Below are 19,190 nucleotides of genomic sequence, written 5' to 3' on the forward strand. Positions count from 1 at the left end.
GCACGCCCGGCTCGCCGAACTGGCCCGCACTCGCGGCGCGACCATGTTCATGGTCACGCACGCGGCGCTGGCGCTGGTGCTGTCGCGGCTGAGCGGGGAGGCCGATATCGCCATCGGCACGCCGGTGGCCGGCCGCGGTGAGCGCGCGCTCGACGATCTGATCGGCATGTTCGTCAACACCCTGGTGTTGCGGACCGAGATCGACGGCGGCGCGAGCTTCACCGATCTGCTGCAGTCGGTGCGCAGCACCGATATCGCGGCCTTCGGGCATGCGGATCTGCCGTTCGAGCGGCTGGTGGAGATTCTGAACCCGGCGCGTTCGCAGGCGCGGCATCCGCTGTTCCAGGTGATGCTGTCGTTCCAGAACACCGGCCAGAACGCCCTGGAACTGCCGGGGCTGACGGTCAGCGGTGTGGAACTGCCGATCGACACCGCGAAGTTCGATCTGCAACTCGTGCTCACCGAGGAGACCGTCGAGACGGCCGACGGTGCCGCCGCGACCGCCGGTATCACCGCCGAATTCGTCTACGCCACCGACCTTTTCGACGGCGAGACGATCGCCGGCTTCGCCGACCGCCTGGTGCGGGTGCTGACCGCCGTGGTCGCCGAGCCCGCGGCCCGGGTGGGCGACATCGATCTGCTCGCTCCGGCCGAGGCGGCGCGCGAACTGCGCGGCTGGAACAACACGGCACGGCATCTGCCGGTGCGCCGCGAAGGTGCGACCACCCTGCTGGCCGACTTCCACGCCCAGGTCGAGCAGACCCCGGACGCGGTCGCGGTCGTCGATCCGGAAGCCGGCCTCACGCTGACCTACGCCGAATTCGCGGCGCGGGCACAGCGACTCGCGCGGTATCTGGTCGAGGCGGGTGTGGGCCCGGACGCGCGGGTGGCACTGGCCGTGCGGCGTTCGCTCGACCTAGTCGTTGCCGCCTACGCGGTGCTGGAGGCCGGTGGCGCGTACGTGCCGCTGGATCTGGAACAGCCGGGTGAGCGCACCCGCTACGTGGTCGACACCGCCGCCCCGATCGCCGTGCTCACCACCGCACGCGACGGCGCGGACATCGATCGCGCGCTGGAGGGTGCCGCGACCGCCGTGCGCATCGACGAGCTGGACCTGTCCGGCTACCCGGACGGCGAACTCGACGACACCGAACGGCGTGCACCGCTGCGGCCGGAGCACCTCGCCTACGTGATCTTCACCTCCGGCTCCACCGGACGGCCGAAGGGCGTGGCGGTCTCGCAGGCCGCGGTGGTGAACCAGATCCGCTGGATCACCGCCGAATACGGCATCGGCGCCGATGACGTGGTGCTGTTCAAGACACCGCCGACCTTCGACGTGTCGGTGTGGGAGCTGTTCGGCGCGACCGCCACCGGCGCGCGCCTGGTGATCGCGGCGCCGGACGGCCACCGCGATCCCGGCTACCTCGCCGAGGTGATCGCGACCCAGCGGGTCACGATGACCTCGTTCGTGCCGTCGATGCTGTCGGTGTTCTCCGACAGCGTGCACGCGGGTGCGGCCGCGGAGGTGTCGTCGCTGCGCACCCTGCTGATCGCGGGTGAGGCGTTCACCGCCGACGCCGCGCGGGCCTACCGTCGCATCGGCACCGCCGAACTGCACAACCTGTACGGACCCACCGAATTCACCGTGCACGCCACCGCGATGCCGGTGGCCGCGGATATCGCCGGCGCGGTGCCGATCGGCCTGCCGGTGTGGAACGCGCAGGCCTACATCCTGGACGCGCGGCTGCATCCGGTTCCGGCCGGTGTCGCGGGTGAGCTGTATCTGGCCGGCGCGCAGCTGGCGCGCGGTTACTTCGGCCGCACCGACCTGACCGCGGACCGCTTCGTCGCGAATCCGTTCGGCGGCAGCGGTTCTCGCATGTACCGCACCGGTGACCTGGTACGCCGCGGCGCCGACGGTGCCATCGAATATATGGGCCGCACCGACTTCCAGGTGAAGTTGCGCGGTCTGCGCATCGAGCTCGGCGAGATCGAATCCGCGCTCACCGCACAGGATTCGGTCGCGCAGGCGGTGGCCGTGGTGCGTTCCGACGAGCGGATCGGCGAACAGCTGGTCGGCTACGTCGTGCCCGCCGCCGGCGCCGGTGAGATCGATGTCGACGCGGTTCGCGCGCAGCTCGCGTCGCGGCTGCCCTCCTATATGGTTCCGGCCGCGATCGTCGTGCTCGACGCCCTGCCGCTGAGCGCGAACGGCAAGCTGGACCGGCGCGCGCTGCCCGCACCGGAATTCGAGGCACGGGAATTCCGCGCCCCGACCACTCCGGTCGAGGAGATCGTCGCCGCCACCGTCGCCGAGGTGCTGGGCATCGACACCGACGCCCGGCCGGTCGGTCTCGACGACGACTTCTTCGAACTGGGCGGCAACTCGCTGATCGCCACCCAGGTGGTCGCCCGCCTGGGCCAGGCGCTGAACACCCGCATCCCGGTGCGGACCCTGTTCGAGGCGCCGACCGTGGCGGCGCTGGCCGCCCGGCTGGAGACGCACGCCGGTTCCGGTGGCCGCCGCGCCCTGGTGGCGGGGCCGCGACCGGAGGAGATTCCGCTCTCGCTGGCACAGCAGCGGATGTGGTTCCTCAACCGCTTCGACACCGCCAGCGCGGTCAACAACATCCCGATGGCGGTCCGGCTCACCGGAGCGCTCGACGTCGACGCCCTGCGCGAGGCGGTCGCGGATGTGATCGAACGCCACGAGGTGCTGCGCACGGTCTACCCGGAAACCTCCGAAGGCCAGGGCGTGCAGGTGATCCTGCCCGCCGACCGCGACGCGGTGGAACTGGACGCCGAACCGGTGACCGAGGCGCAACTGCCCCAGCGGGTGCGCGAACAGGTCCTCACCGGCTTCGACGTCACCGCCGAGGTTCCGGTGCGCGCCAAGCTGTTCCGCGTCGAGCACGCGAGCGGCAACGGCGCGGGCGAGCCGGCGCCGGACTACGTGCTGGTCTTCGTCGTCCACCACATCTCCGGTGACGGCTGGTCGGTGCGGCCGCTGGCCCGCGATGTGATGCTCGCCTACGCGGCGCGTTCGCAGGGCGCCGCGCCGGGCTGGGCGCCGCTGCCGGTGCAGTACGCCGATTACGCACTGTGGCAACGGGAAACGCTCGGTTCCGAGGACGATCCGGAATCGCTGATCGCCCAGCAGGTCTCGTACTGGTCGCAACATCTGGCGGGCCTGCCCGACCAGCTGGATCTGCCCGCGGACCGTCCGCGTCCCGCGGTCGCCACGTATCGCGGTGGCGTGCACGAGTTCTCGCTCGACGCCGAACTGGTGCGCCGGCTGAACGCGCTGGCCCGCACCCACGGCGCCAGCCTGTTCATGGTGACGCACGCGGCCTTCGCGGCGCTGCTGGCGCGGCTGTCCGGCAGTGACGATCTGGCCATCGGCACCGCCGTCGCGGGCCGTGGTGAGGCCGCGCTGGACGATGCCATCGGCATGTTCGTCAACACGCTGGTGCTGCGCAGCAGCGTCGATCCGGCGATGTCGTTCACCGAATTGCTCGCGCGCACCAAGGAATCCGATCTCGCCGCCTTCGGACATGCGGATCTGCCGTTCGAGCGGCTGGTGGAGATTCTGAATCCGGCGCGTTCGCAGGCGCGGCATCCGCTGTTCCAGGTGATGCTGTCGTTCCAGAACACCGGTGAGGCGTCGTTCGCGCTGCCGGATCTCGAGGTCGGCGGCCTGCCGCTGGATGTGCTGACCGCGAAGTTCGATCTGCACCTGAACCTCACCGAGCGCTTCGGCGCCGACGGTTCCGCGGAGGGTATGTCGGCCGAATTGGCTTATGCCACCGACATGTTCGATGCCCGGACGGTCGCGGCCTTCGCCGATCGCCTGGTCCGGATGCTGGACGCGGTGACCGCGGATCCGGCCGCCGCACTCGGCGATATCGACCTGCTCGACGCCGTCGAACGCCGCACCATCGTCGACAACTGGAACGCGACCGCCTACGACGTCGACCGCGTCGTCCTCGGCCGCGCGGCCGGAACCGTCGCGCTGACACTGGCCTCGATGTTCGACAGGCAGGTCGAACGCGATCCCGACGAACCGGCGCTCACGTTCGAGGGGACGACTCTGTCCTACGGCGAGCTGGCGGCCCGGGTGAACCGGCTCGCCCGCTACCTGATCGAGCAGGGCGTGGGCCCGGATTCGCTGGTGGCGCTGCATATGCGGCGTTCGCTGGAGCTGGTCGTCGGCATGTACGCGGTGACGGTCGCGGGTGGCGGCTACGTGCCGCTGGACCCCGACCACCCGGCCGAGCGCACCGAATACGTGCTCGCGACCGCGAATCCGGTCTGCGTGCTGACCACCGCGGACAGCCCGCTCGCGGCGCGGCCGGAGGCACCGGTCGTGGCGATCGACGGTCTGGAGCTGTCGGAGTACGCCGACGACCCGGTGACCGATGCCGACCGCGTCGCGCCGCTGCGTCCCGCGCACACCGCCTACGTGATCTTCACCTCCGGTTCCACCGGGCGGCCGAAGGGTGTGGCCGTCAGCCATGCCGCGATCGTGAACCGCCTGGCCTGGATGCAGGACGAGTACGACCTCTACCTCGACGACGTCGTGCTGCAGAAGACGCCCGCCACCTTCGACGTGTCGGTGTGGGAGTTCTTCTGGCCGCTGCAGGTCGGTGCGCGCCTGGTCGTCGCCAAGCCCGACGGCCACCGCGATCCGGCCTATCTGGCGGAGCTGATCGACGCCGAGCGCATCACCACCGTGCACTTCGTGCCGTCGATGCTGTCGGTGTTCGTCGCCGCGCTGGACGCCTCCGGCGCCGACTGCACGACGCTGCGCCGGGTGTTCGCCTCCGGTGAGGCGCTGCCCGCGGTCACCGCCCAGCGCCTGATCGAACTGACCGGCGCCCGGCTGCACAACCTCTACGGCCCGACCGAGGCCGCGGTCGACGTGACCTATCACGAGGTGACCGAGGACGACACCGTCGCGGTGCCGATCGGCCGTCCGGTGTGGAACACCCGTGTCTACGTGCTGGATTCGCGGTTGCACCCGGTCGCCACCGGCGTCGCGGGCGAACTGTATCTGGCCGGTGATCAGCTGGCCCGCGGCTATGTCGCGCGCGCCGATCTGACGTCGGATCGGTTCGTGGCCAACCCCTTCGGGGAGGGCGAGCGGATGTACCGCACCGGTGACCTGGTGCGCTGGAACTCCGCCGGCGAACTGGAATACCTGGGCCGCACCGACTTCCAGGTGAAGTTGCGCGGTCTGCGCATCGAACTGGGCGAGATCGAATCGGCGCTGGTGGCGGTCGACGCGGTCGCGCAGGCCGTGGTGGTCGTGCGCTCCGACGACCGGCTCGGCGATCAGCTCGTCGCCTACGTGGTGCCCGCGGCCGGCGCCATCGTCGACGCCGACGCGGTGCGCACCGAACTCGGCGAGGCGCTGCCCGGCTACATGGTGCCCTCGGCGTTCGTGGTGCTGGACGCGTTCCCGCTCAACGCCTCCGGCAAGCTGGACCGCAAGGCGCTGCCGGCGCCGGTGTTCGAGGCCCGGCAGTTCCGCGCCCCGGCCACCCCGATCGAGGAGATCGTGGCCGGCACGTTCAGCGATGTGCTGGGTGTGACCCGGGTCGGCCTCGACGACGACTTCTTCGAACTGGGCGGCAACTCGCTGATCGCCACCCAGGTGACCGCCCGCCTGGGCGCCGCGCTCGACACCCAGCTGGCGGTGCGCGATCTGTTCGAGGCATCGACCGTCGCCGCCCTGGCCGCGCGCTTGGAGCAGGGCGCCGGATCCGGCCGGACCCGGCCGAAGTTGGTGGCCGGGCAACGGCCGCAACGGATTCCGCTCTCACCGGCGCAGCAGCGCTACTGGTTCCTCAACCAGTTCGACACCACCACCTCCGCGGTGGACAACATTCCGCTCGCGGTGCGGCTGTCGGGCGCGCTCGACGTCGCGGCCATGGAACGCGCGCTCGGTGACGTGCTGGCCCGCCACGAGGTGCTGCGCACCACCTACCCGCGTTCGGCGGACGGCCCGCACCAGGTGATCCTGCCCGCGACCGAAACCGCGCCTCCGCTGGAGCCGGTGGCGGTCGACGAGTCCGAATTGCTGGACCGCATCATCGAATTCGCGATGACCACCTTCGACGTCACCGCCGAGGTGCCGCTGAAGGTCGCGCTGTTCCGGATCACCGGCGGCGACCAGTCGGCCGAGGAACACGTCCTCGCGTTCACCGTCCACCACGTCGCCGCCGACGGCTCCTCGATGGGACCGCTGGCCCGCGATCTGATGGCGGCCTATGCCGCACGGGTCCAAGGCGAGGCGCCGCAGTGGACGCCGCTGCCGGTGCAGTACGCCGATTACGCGCTGTGGCAGCGCGAGGTGCTCGGATCCGAGGAGGATCCGGAATCGCTGGCCGCCCAGCAGGTGGCGTACTGGACCGCGGCTCTCGACGGGCTGCCGGATCAGCTGGAACTGCCGACCGACCGTCCGCGTCCGCCGGCCCAGTCGTTCCAGGGCAAGGCGATTCGCTTCGAGATCGACCCGCAGCGCCACGCCCGCCTGCACGAGCTGGCGCGCGCGAACAACGCCTCGCTGTTCATGGTCGTGCACGCGGCGCTGGCCGTCCTGCTCTCGCGGCTCTCGGGGACCGGCGACATCGCCGTGGGCACTCCGATCGCCGGACGTGGTGAGCGCGAACTCGACGATCTGATCGGCATGTTCGTCAACACGCTGGTGTTCCGCACCCGCATCGACGGCAATGCCAGCTTCGCCGAACTGCTCGCCGACGTGCGCGAGCGCGACCTCGAGGCGTTCACCAACGCCGACGTGCCGTTCGAGCGGCTGGTCGAGGTGCTCAATCCGGTGCGGTCCACGGCGCGCAACCCGCTGTTCCAGGTGGGCCTGTCGTTCCAGAACCTGGCCGAGACCGCCCTGGAGCTGCCCGGTCTGTCGGTGAGTGCGGTGAATTTCGATTCCCAGCTTGCCAAGACCGACCTGCACGTGACGCTCTACGACCGCTATGCCGAGGACGGTTCACCGGCCGAGATCATCACCGAATTCGGTTATGCCATCGACCTTTTCGACGAGTCGACGGTGCAGGGCTTCGCGGACCGGTTCGTCCGGGTGCTCGATGCGGTGATCGCGGACGTGTCCGCCCCGGTCGGTGATATCGACCTGCTGGATCCGGCCGAGAACGAGCGGATCCTGCGGCAGTGGAACGAGACCGCCCATCCGATCGACACCGAGGCGACGCTGGTGTCGCTGCTCGATGCGACGGTCGCCGCCGATCCGACCGCGGTCGCGCTGGTGGTCGACACCGAGGCCACCGGAACGGCGCAGCAGGTGCTGACCTACGGCGACCTCGACGCGCGGGTGAACCGCCTGGCGCGCTACCTCGTCGAATGCGGTATCGGCACCGAGGATCGGGTGGCGCTGGCACTGGGCCGCTCGGTGGAGCTGATCGTCGCGATGTACGCGGTGGCCAAGACCGGCGCGGCCTACGTGCCGATCGATCCGGGCCAGCCCGCCGAACGCATCGACTACATCCTCGAGACGGCGGCCCCCGCCTGTGTGCTGACCACCTCGGCCGTCGTCGCGGCCACCTCCGGCGACGACGAGGAGAGCGCACTGCGCTGGACCCCGCAGCGTCCGGTGATCGAACTCGACGGGCTCGAGCTCTCCGGTTACTCGGCGGCGCCGATCACCGCGGGGGAGCGGTTGCGTGAACTCACCGCCGGCAACGCCGCGTACGTGATCTTCACCTCCGGTTCCACCGGCCGCCCCAAGGGCGTGGTGGTGTCGCACGGCGCGATCGTCAACCAGTTGCGCTGGGAGATCGCCGAATTCGGCCTCGGCGCCGGGGATTCGGTGCTGCTCAAGACCGCGGCGACCTTCGACCTGTCGGTGTGGGAGTTCTGGACCGCCGCCGCCTGCGGTGGCCGCCTGGTGGTGGCCGCGCCGGAGGGGCATCGCGATCCGGCCTACCTCAACGAGCTGATGCTCGGCACCGCCGTCACCACACTGCACGTGGTGCCGTCGATGCTGGACGCGCTGCTCACCGAGAGCGAAGGCATGCTCAGCTCGTCGCTGAAGCGGGTGCTCGCCATCGGTGAGGCGCTGCCGGCCGCGACCGCACAGCGCTTCCTGGAGACCGCCGAGGCCGCGCTGTTCAACCTGTACGGCCCGACCGAGGCCGCGGTCTCGATCACCAGCCATCGCGTCACCACCGCCGACCGCCAATCGGTGTCGATCGGTGCGCCGGAGTGGAACAGCCGGGTGTACGTGCTGGATTCGCGGCTGCGGCCCGTTCCGGTGGGTGTGCCGGGTGAGCTGTACCTGGCCGGTGCGCAGCTCGCGCGCGGCTACTTCGGCCGTGCGGATCTGACCGCGGACCGCTTCGTCGCCGATCCGTTCGGGGCGCCGGGCACGCGGATGTACCGCACCGGTGACCTGGTGGCCTGGACCGAGCGGGGTGAACTGGACTACCGGGGCCGCACCGACTTCCAGGTGAAGATCCGCGGCTTCCGCATCGAACTCGGCGAGATCGAGGCGGTGCTGCTGCGGCAGCCGGTCGTGACCGCGACCGCCGTGGTGGCGCACGCGGATCCGAATCTGGGCGATCGCCTGGTCGCCTACGTGGTCGGCACCGCCGAACTGGACAAGCAGGCATTGCAGGCCGCACTGGCCGAACAGCTGCCGTCCTACATGGTGCCGTCGGTGTTCATGCAGCTGGACGCGCTGCCGCTGAACGCCAACGGCAAACTGGATCGGGCCGCGCTGCCCGAACCGGTCTTCGAGAAGGCCGTCTTCCGCGCGCCGGTGACCCCGATCGAGCAGATCGTCGCCAACACCTTCGCCGATGTGCTGCGCAAGGAATCCGGCACGATGGGCCGCGACGACGACTTCTTCGCGTGGGGCGGTAACTCGCTGCTCGCCACGCAGGTCGCCGCGCGCCTGGGCGAGGCCCTGAACACCCGGGTGCCGGTGCGCCTGCTGTTCGAGGCCTCCACGGTCGCCGCGCTCGCCACCCGGGTCGAGCACCACGCCGACGCCGGCGGTCGCCGCGCGCTGACCGCCGCACCGCGCCCGCCGCGGATCCCGCTGTCGCTGGCGCAGCAGCGGATGTGGTTCCTCAACCGCTTCGACACCGCCTCGGCCGCCTACAACGTGCCGATCGCGGTGCGGTTGAGCGGTGCCCTGGACGTGTCGGCGCTGCGGACCGCGATGGCGGATCTGGTGGCGCGCCACGAGATCCTGCGGACCGTCTACCCGCAGACCGACCAGGGCCCCGTGCAGGTGATCCTGCCCGCGGCCCAGGCGATTCCGGAACTCGAACTGCGCGTGGTCGATGCCGCCGCGGTGGAGTCCGAGGTGGTCGCGCTGATCAACACCAGTTTCGACGTCACCACCGAGGTGCCGGTGCGGGTCGCGCTGTTCGAGGTCCGCTCCGGCAGCGAGACCGAAACCGCCGGCGGCGCAGGCGAATACGTGCTCGCGATGGTCGTGCACCACATCTCCGGCGACGGTTCGTCGGTGGGCCCGCTGACCCGCGATCTGATGACCGCCTACGCGGCCCGCGCGGCCGGGCTGGCGCCGAACTGGGCGACGCTGGCGGTCCAGTACGCCGACTACAGCATCTGGCAGCGCGAACTGCTGGGCAGCGAGGACGATCCGGATTCGCTGGCCTCCAAGCAGGTCGCGTACTGGAAGCAGGCGCTGGCCGAGCTGCCCGATCAGCTCGATCTGCCGGCGGATCGCCCGCGTCCGGCCGTGCAGAGTTTCGCCGGCGGCAAGGTCGAGATGCGCATCGATGCTGAGCTGCATCGCGCGCTGATCGATCTGGCCCGCACCGAGGGCGCGACGCTGTTCATGGTCGTGCACACCGCGCTGGCGGTCCTGCTGTCGCGGCTGTCGGGTTCCGACGACATCGCCATCGGCACTCCGATGGCCGGTCGCGGTGAGGCCGTACTCGACGATCTGATCGGTATGTTCGTCAACACGCTGGTGTTCCGCACCCAGGTCGACGCCGGGGCCGGCTTCACCGAACTGCTGGGACGTCAGCGCGATATCGACATCCAGGCCTTCGCCAACGCCGACGTGCCGTTCGAGCGGCTGGTCGAGGTGCTCAACCCGGTGCGCTCTACCGCGCGGCATCCGCTGTTCCAGGTGGGCCTGTCGTTCCAGAACCTGGCCCAGGCCACGCTGGAACTGCCGGGCCTGCGGGTCAGCGGACTGGACTTCGACACCCAGCTCTCGCAGTTCGACCTGCACCTGATCGCCACCGACCGCTACAGCGACACTGGTGCGCCCGAGGGCATCACCGGATTCTTCACCTACGCGACCGACCTGTTCGACCACGAGACGGTGGCGGGCTTCGTGGATCGCTTCGTGCGGATGCTGGGCGCGATCGTGGCCGCACCGCGCACCGCGGTCGGCGATATCGATCTGCTCGACGCCGCCGAACGCGATGCGCTGGTCTCCGCCCGCAATGCCACCGATCACCCGGTGGACCGGTCGGCGACGCTGGCCTCGCTGCTGGACGCGACGGTCGACACCCACTCCGAGCGGGACGCACTGGTCGGCGCCGACGGCACCCGGGTGACCTACGCCGAACTCGACCGCCGGGTCAATCTGCTGGCCCGCCACCTGATTTCGCTCGGTGTCGGTCCGGAGTCACGGGTCGCGCTGGCGATGCGCCGCTCGGTCGATCTGGTGGTCGCCATGTACGCGGTGACGGTGGCCGGCGGCGCCTATGTGCCGGTGGACCCGGATCAGCCGGCCGAACGTACCGGCTACATCCTCGACACCGCCGATGTGGTGTGTGTGCTCACCGACGCCGATGCCGCGTTCGAGACCGATGTCGCACCGGTGGTCCGCGTCGACGATCTCGACACCACCGGTGACGATTCGCCGATCGAGGACGCCGAGCGGGTCGCGCCGCTGCTGCCGCAGCACACCGCCTACGTCATCTTCACCTCCGGTTCCACCGGGCGGCCGAAGGGTGTCGCGGTCCCGCACGCCGCGGTGGTCAACCAATTGCTGTGGAAGACCGCCGAATTCGGCCTGGGCGCCGAGGATTCGGTGCTGCTGAAGACCGCGGCCACCTTCGACCTGTCGGTCTGGGAGTTCTGGTCCGCGGCCGTCTCCGGCGGGCGTCTGGTGATCGCGGCTCCGGACGGCCACCGCGATCCGGCCTACCTCAACGAGCTGATGGCCCGCGAGGCGGTCACCACGCTGCATGTGGTGCCCTCGATGCTGGACGCATTGCTCACCGAATCCGATGGGACGCTGACGAATTCGCTGCGTCGCGTGCTCGCCATCGGTGAGGCGCTGCCGGGTGCGACCGCGCAGCGGTTCCGCCGCGACAACGCCGGTGAACTGTTCAACCTGTACGGCCCGACCGAGGCCGCGGTCTCGATCACCAGCCACCGCGTCACCGCGCACGAACAGCAGTCGGTGTCGATCGGTGCGCCGGAGTGGAACAGCCGGGTCTACGTGCTGGATTCGCGTCTGCACCCGGTTCCGGACGGCGTCGCCGGTGAGCTGTATCTGGCCGGTGCGCAGCTGGCCCGCGGCTACTTCGCGCGGCCGGATCTGACCGCCGACCGGTTCGTGGCCAACCCCTTCGAGCCCGGCACCCGGATGTACCGCACCGGTGACCTGGTGAGCTGGAATGCGCGGGGCGAGCTGGACTATCAGGGCCGCACCGACTTCCAGGTCAAGATCCGCGGCTTCCGCATCGAACTCGGCGAGATCGAGTCGGCGCTGCTCGGCCTGGACGAGATCGCGCAGGTCGCGGTGCTCGCCAAGTCGGATCCGCGCATCGGCGACCGGCTGGTCGCCTATCTGGTCCCGGCCGGCGCGAGCCTCGACATCGACGCGGTGAAGTCGGCGCTGAACGCGGCGTTGCCGTCGTACATGGTGCCCTCGGCGTTCGTCGAACTGGACGCGTTGCCGCTGAACATCAACGGCAAACTCGACCGGCGCGCGCTGCCCGAACCGGAATTCGAGACCACCGCCTTCCGGGCGCCCTCGACACCGATCGAAGAGGCGGTCGCCTCGGTGTACACCGACGTACTGTCGGTCGAGCGGGTCGGCGCCGACGACGACTTCTTCGCCCTCGGCGGTAATTCGCTGCTGGCCACCCAGGTCGCCGCGCGCCTCGGTGCGCTGCTCGACACCCGGGTGCCGGTGCGGGCGCTGTTCGAAGCCTCGACGGTGGCCGGGCTGGCCGCCAAGGTCGAACAGCAGGCCGGTGCCGGTGGCCGGCCGCCGCTGACCGCGGGACCGCGCCCCGAGCACATCCCGCTGTCGCTGGCGCAGAACCGCATGTGGTTCCTCAACCAGTTCGACACCACCTCGTCGGTGGACAACATCCCGGTGGCGATCCGGCTCTCCGGTGCGCTCGACGTGTCCGCGCTGCGGGATGCGGTCGCCGATCTGATCGCACGCCACGAGATCCTGCGCACGGTCTACCCCGAGACCGATGCCGGTCCGGTGCAGCGGGTGCTGTCGCCGGCCGAGGTGGCGATCGATCTCGAACCGGTGCGGATCGACGAATCCGGCGTGGTCGAGGCCGTCGCCGCCGCGGTGACGACCGGTTTCGACGTGACCGCGCAGATTCCGTTCCACATCCGGCTGTTCCAGGTCACCGACACCGACTTCGTGCTGGTCTTCGTCGCGCACCACATCGCGGCCGACGGCTGGTCGATGGGCCCGCTGACCCGGGATCTGATGGTGGCCTACGCCTCGCGCGCCGAGGGCGCGGCACCGGCATGGGCGCCGCTGCCGGTGCAGTACGCCGATTTCAGCATCTGGCAGCGCGATCTGCTCGGCTCCGAGGACGATCCGGAGAGCCTGCTCAGCGCCCAGGCCGACTACTGGCGGCAGGCGCTGGCCGGGATTCCGGACGAGCTGAACCTGCCCGCCGACCGCCCGCGGCCGACCGTGCAGTCGTTCCAGGGCGGACGGGTGCTGTTCCCGATCGGCAACGAGCTGTACGACGGGTTGCAGCGCACCGCCCGCGACCAGAACGCGACGCTGTTCATGGTCGTGCACACCGCGCTCGCGCTGTTCCTGGCGCGGATGTCGGGTACCGACGACATCGCGATCGGCACCCCGATCGCGGGCCGCGGCGAGGCCGAACTCGACGATCTGATCGGCATGTTCGTCAACACGCTGGTGCTGCGGACCCACGTGCGCGGCGAGCTGACCTTCGGTGAGCTGCTGAGCCACGCCAAGGATGCGGACCTGCAGGCCTTCGCGCATGCCGACATTCCGTTCGAGCGGCTGGTCGAACTGCTCAATCCGGAACGCTCCACCGCGCGGCATCCGCTGTTCCAGGTGGCGCTGTCGTTCGAGAACCTGCCCGAGAGCACGTTCGAACTGCCCGGATTGCATGTCTCGGCACTGGATTTCGACGTCGACACCGCGAAATTCGACCTGTCGCTGACGGTTCGGGAATCCGACGACGGCCGCAACGGCATGTACGCCGAATTCTCCTATGCGCGTGATCTTTTCGACGAGGCCACGGTGGAGGTGTTCGCGCAGCGGTTCACCCGTCTGCTCGAGGCGATCGTCTCCCAGCCGCAGACCGCGGTCGGCGATCTGTCGCTGCTGTCCGCCGAGGAATACGAGCTGCTCACCCACGTCCACGGCGACCAGGTGATGGCGACCGGCCTGCTGCCGGATCTGATGAGCCACGGCGTCCGGCTCGGCCGGGATCGAATCGCGGTGCGCTACAACGGCGAATCGATCACCTACGGTGAACTCGACGACCGGTCCTCGCGCCTGGCGCGGGTGCTGATCGAACGCGGTGTCGGACCCGAGCAACTGGTCGCGGTCTCGTTCCCGCGGTCCTACGAGATGGTGCTGGCCGTCCTGGCCGTCACCAAGGCCGGTGGCGCGCACGTGCCGGTGGATCCGAACTACCCCGAGGATCGGGTGCGTCACATGCTCACCGATTCCGGTGCGCTGCTGGGTATCACCGGTTCGGCGTACGTCGGAGACCTGCCCGGCGACGTGGAATGGCTGATCCTCGACGATCCGGCGACCGACGAGCTGTGCGCCGCGCAGCCGGCGGCGCCGGTGACCGATGCCGACCGGCGCGCCCCACTGCAGATGGCGCACCCCGCGTACGTCATCTACACCTCGGGTTCGACCGGTAAGCCCAAGGGCGTCACGGTGACCCATGCCGGTCTCGGCGGCCTGGCCGATGTGGCGACGAGCCTGTACGGCCTGGAGCCGCAGCATCGGTTCCTGCACATCTGCTCGCCCAGCTTCGACCCGTCGGTGCTGGAGTGGGTGTGCGCGTTCTACATCGGCGCCACCCTGGTGATCACGCCCTCGCACATCATCGGTGGCCCGGAACTGGCGGAACTGCTGCGCACCGAGCAGGTCACCCACACCATCATCACGCCCGCGGTGCTGGGGACGATGGATCCGGCCGACCAGGAGCAGTTGCTGGTGACGTCGGTCGGTGGCGATGTGACCACGCCGGAACTGCTGGCCAAGTGGCAGCCGGGGCGCAAGTACTTCAACGCCTACGGTCCGACCGAGACGACGATCATCTCCTCGTACGCGCGGTTGTTCCCCGGTGACCACATCACCATCGGCACCCCGGTGCACGGCATGTCGGCGCTGGTGCTCGACGCCCGGATGAACCCGGTGCCGCCGGGTGTGGCCGGTGAGCTGTTCCTGTCCGGTGGTGCGGTGGCCCGCGGCTACCAGCATCGGCCGGGGCTGACCGCGGAGCGGTTCGTCGCCAACCCGTGGGGTGCGCCCGGAACTCGCATGTACCGCACGGGTGACGTGGTGCGCTGGTACGCGGAACCGGATGTGCGCGGTGGCAACATCGCCCGCCCGGAGGTGCCGTGGGAGCTCGACTACGTCGGCCGCACCGACTTCCAGGTGAAGATCCGCGGCTTCCGCATCGAACTCGGTGAGATCGACGCGGTGCTCGGCCGGCATCCGGATGTCGAATTCGCGATCACCCTCGGACGCGAAACCGCCGCCGGTGCGACGATTCTGGTGTCCTACGTGCTCGGTGTGCCGGGGCGCGCGGTCGATCCCGCGGCGGTCACCGACCATGTGGCCGCGGTGCTGCCGCCGCATATGGTGCCCTCGGCGATCGTGGTCCTGGACGAGATTCCGCTGACTCCGGTCGGCAAACTCGACCGCAAGGCGCTGCCCGAACCCCAGCTCGCGCCGCGCGAGTTCCGGGCGCCGACCAGTGCGCTCGAGGCGACCATCGCCGAGGTGTTCGCCGAGGTGCTGGGCGTCGATCAGGTCGGGCTCGACGATTCGTTCTTCGCGCTCGGCGGTGACTCGATCCTGTCGATCCAGCTGGTCTCGCGGGCCAAGGCGCGCGGTGTGTTGTTCACACCGCGGCAGGTCTTCGAGCGGCGCAGCGTCGCCGCGCTGGCGGAGATCGCCACCCGCGCGGGTGAGACCGAGCAGCAGGTGCTGGCCGAACTGCCCGGCGGCGGTGTCGGCGAGATCCCGCTGACGCCGATCATGGCCTCGATCCTCGGCACCGGCTCGTCGTATCAGCGGTTCTCGCAGGCCATGGCGCTGCGACTGCCCGACGACACCGACCGGGAGACCCTGGTCGCGACCGTCGCCGCGGTCGTCGATCACCACGATGTGCTGCGCACCCGACTGCGGCGCAACGAATCCGCCGCCGTGGACGCCACGGACGGCTGGACGTTCGAGGCGCTGGAGCAGGGCGCGATCGATGTCGACGCCCTGGTGCGTCGGGTCGAGTTGCCCGGCGACATCTCGGAGGCGGAACTGTCGCGCCGGGCAAGCGCCGAATACGACGCCGCGCTGGGTCGTCTCGATCCGGCGAACGCGGTGATGACGCAGTTCCTCTGGTTCGCCTTCACCGGTGCGGAAGACGACGCCGCGCCGCGTCGCCGGGACGTGCTCGTGATCGTCGCCCACCACTTCGTGGTCGACGGCGTGTCGTGGCGCATCCTGATCCCGGATCTCGCGGTGGCCTGGTCGCAGCTGCGGTCCGATCAGGCCGTGACGCTGCCGGCGAACGGCACCTCCATGCGCCGCTGGGCGCACGCCCTGGTCGACGCCGCGGCTACGCGGACCGCGGAACTGCCGTTCTGGCAGCAGATTTCGGCGGCCGAGGATCCGGTGTTGGGTGAGCGGGCGTTCGACCCGGCGGTCGACACCTTCGCCACCGTCGATCGCGTCGAGGTGCTGCTCCCGGCCGAGGTGACGGATGCGGTGCTGACCGGTGTGCCGGACAAGTACCGGGCCGGCGTCAACGACGGCCTGCTGTCGGCGCTCGCGCTGGCGGTGAGCACGTGGCGCGGGGAATCCGCGGGCGGTGCCGCGCTGGTGAAGCTCGAGGGCCACGGCCGCGAGGAGAGCGTGGTTCCGGGCGCCGACCTGTCACGCACGGTCGGCTGGTTCACCAGTGCCTATCCGGTGCGGCTGGATCTGGGCCACGCCGATGTGGCGGCCGCGCTGCGCGGTGGAAAAGCGCTGGGCGACATCGTGAAATCGGTGAAGGAGCAGCTGCTCGCGGTGCCGGACAAGGGCATCGGATACGGCCTGCTGCGCTACCTGAATGCCGCGACCGCGGCCGAACTGGCCACCGGCACCGCACCCCAGATCAGCTTCAACTATCTGGGCCGCGCGGATACCGGTGCGGGTGCCGAGACGAGCGAAACCGCCTCGGGCCCGGTCGGTTTCGACTGGGCGCCGGTGGCGGACCTGGGACAGCTGGATGCCGACATGGATCCGGATATGCCCGCCAACGCCGCGATCGACATCAACGCGATCGTCACCGACGGGCCCGAGGGCGCGCAGCTGTCCGCCTCCTTCGCATTCCCGACCGGGCTGTTCGGCAAGCAGCGCGTGCAGGAGTTCGCGGATCTGTGGGTGGCGGCGCTGACCGCGCTCGCCGACCACGTCCAGCAGCCGGAAGCGGGCGGTCTGACGCCGTCCGATCTGCCGCTGGTCGAGGTCGCGCAGTCCGAGATCGACGAGTGGGAGCAGCAGGATCCGGGTCTGTCGGATGTCTGGCCGCTCTCGCCGCTGCAGTCGGGTCTGCTGTTCCACGCGATGATGACGCAGCAGACCGTGGACGTCTACACCATGCAGGCCGTGGTGGATCTGGGCGGCGTGGTCGACGAGGACCGGCTGCGGGCGGCCGGTCAGGCCATCCTGGACCGCTACCCGAATCTGCGTGCCTCCTTCGTCACCGATGCCGGTGGCCGGGCGGTTCAGCTGATCTCGGATCGGGTCGAGGTGCCGTGGCGGACCGTCGATCTGACGGATCTGGCGCAGCCGCAGCGGATTCCGGAGTTGAAGCGCCTGCTCGAAGAGGATCGGGCGACGCACTTCGACATGTCGCGGGGACCGCTGCTGCGGTTCACGCTGTATCGGACCGACGCCGAGACGTTCCATCTGGCCATCACGACCCACCACATCCTGGTGGACGGCTGGTCGATGCCGCTGCTGATGCGGGATCTGCTGGTGCTCTACGCGGTGCGCGGTGATACCGCCGCGCTGCCGCGGGTGTCCTCGTACCGGAACTTCCTGAGCTGGCTGGCCGGGCGCGACCGCGAGGAATCGCTGCGCACCTGGTCGCGGGCACTGGCCGGCGCGGACGAGCCGACCCAGCTCGCACCCCCCGCGCGCGGGCCCGAGCACTACGAGATCGAGAAGTTCGTCGCCGAGGTCGACGAGGACCGCACGCGCCGGATCACCAAGTACGCCGCCGAGGTCGGGGTCACGGTGAACACGCTGGTGCAGGCCGCGTGGGGCATTCTGCTCGGCCGGCTCACCGGCCGCGACGACGTGGTGTTCGGCGCGACGGTCTCCGGCCGCCCGCCGGAGCTGACCGGAGTGGAATCGATGGTCGGCCTGTTCATCAACACGCTGCCCGTGCGAGTCGGTGTGGACGACCGCCTGCCGGTCGGTGAGCTGCTGCAGCGCCTGCAGCGCGATCAGGCCGATCTGCTCGACCACCACTACGTCGGCCTCACCGATATCCAGCGGATCGCCGGTGCCGGAGCACAATTCGACACGCTGCTGGTGTTCGAGTCGTATCCGATGGATACCGACGCGATCGCCGCGGCGAGCTCGATCGACGGCATGTCGGTGACCGGTGTCGGCACCAACGACGCGACCCACTACCCGCTGACGCTGCTGGTGACCGCCGAATCGACGATCGAGGTGACCTGGAAGTACCTCACCAGTCGGTTCACCGCCGAGGAGGTGCACACGCTCGCCGAGCGACTGGGCCGGGTGCTGGACGCGCTGATCGGCGATCCGACGGCCGCGGTCGGCGATATCGACATCCTCGACGCCGAGGAGCGAGCGCGCATCCTCGCCGGCGCCGCGGTGACCGCCGAACCGGTCGCCGAGCCCGGCCGGGTCGGCAGCCGTACGGTCGCCAAGGCCCTCGGCGATGTGGTCGAGGAGGATCCGCAGGCTCCCGCGCTGTTGTCCGGCGACGCCGAAATCGCCTATCACGAGGTGGATTCGCGGTCGTCGAAGCTGGCCCGGGTACTGATCGGGCGCGGTGTCGGTCCCGGTGACATCGTCGCGGTGGCGCTGCCGCATTCGGTGGATGCCGTGGTGGCGCTGTGGGCGATCCAGAAGGCCGGTGCCGCGGCGCTGTTCGCCGACGGCCTGTCCTTCGGTGACATCGTCGCCGCGGGCGCCGGCTGGGGTATCGCGCTGGAACCGGCGGCCAAGTCGGTGCGCTGGCTGGTCCCGACCGATCCGAAGGTACGCGCGGAAATCGATGCGGCGCAGGCACATCCGGTGTCCTACGCCGACCGCGTCCGGGTCCTGCAGGACGACCATCCGGCCTTCGTGGTCCGGGCGGCCGACGGCACTCTGCGCACGCTGACCCAGGAGCAGGCCCTCGAGCACGCCGACGCCCTGCGCGCCGAGCACGAGATCGACTACGAGTCGACCACGTACACCACGGCGACGGCGGGCCCGGCAGCACTGGCGGAATTCCTGACCTCCGCCACCGCGGGCGCCCTCTCCGTCCTGCCCACCGGCGATATCGCCGGCGACCTGGCCGAGGGCGAGGTCAGCCACTGGTTCACCGTGCCGGGCGAGGCGACCGATGCCGCCGACGGCGAGGTACGGGTGATCGAGGTGGAGTGATCGAGGCCGGTGCACGGGGTGCGGCTGCTCTCCGGCACCGGCTTTTCGCCTACCGGTCCGATAGACT

1 protein-coding gene is annotated in these 19,190 nt (G+C 70.0%); it reads left to right on the plus strand.

The window, feature by feature from the left end:
- The coding region (locus tag ON23_RS03745) for a non-ribosomal peptide synthetase (protein ID WP_039776400.1) at nucleotides 1-19,123 on the plus strand (19,123 nt) is incomplete at its 5' end.
- Nucleotides 19,124-19,190 lie beyond the last annotated feature (67 nt).

The sequence above is a fragment of the Nocardia cerradoensis NBRC 101014 genome (genome assembly GCF_000308535.1).
Lineage (GTDB): Bacteria > Actinomycetota > Actinomycetes > Mycobacteriales > Mycobacteriaceae > Nocardia > Nocardia cerradoensis.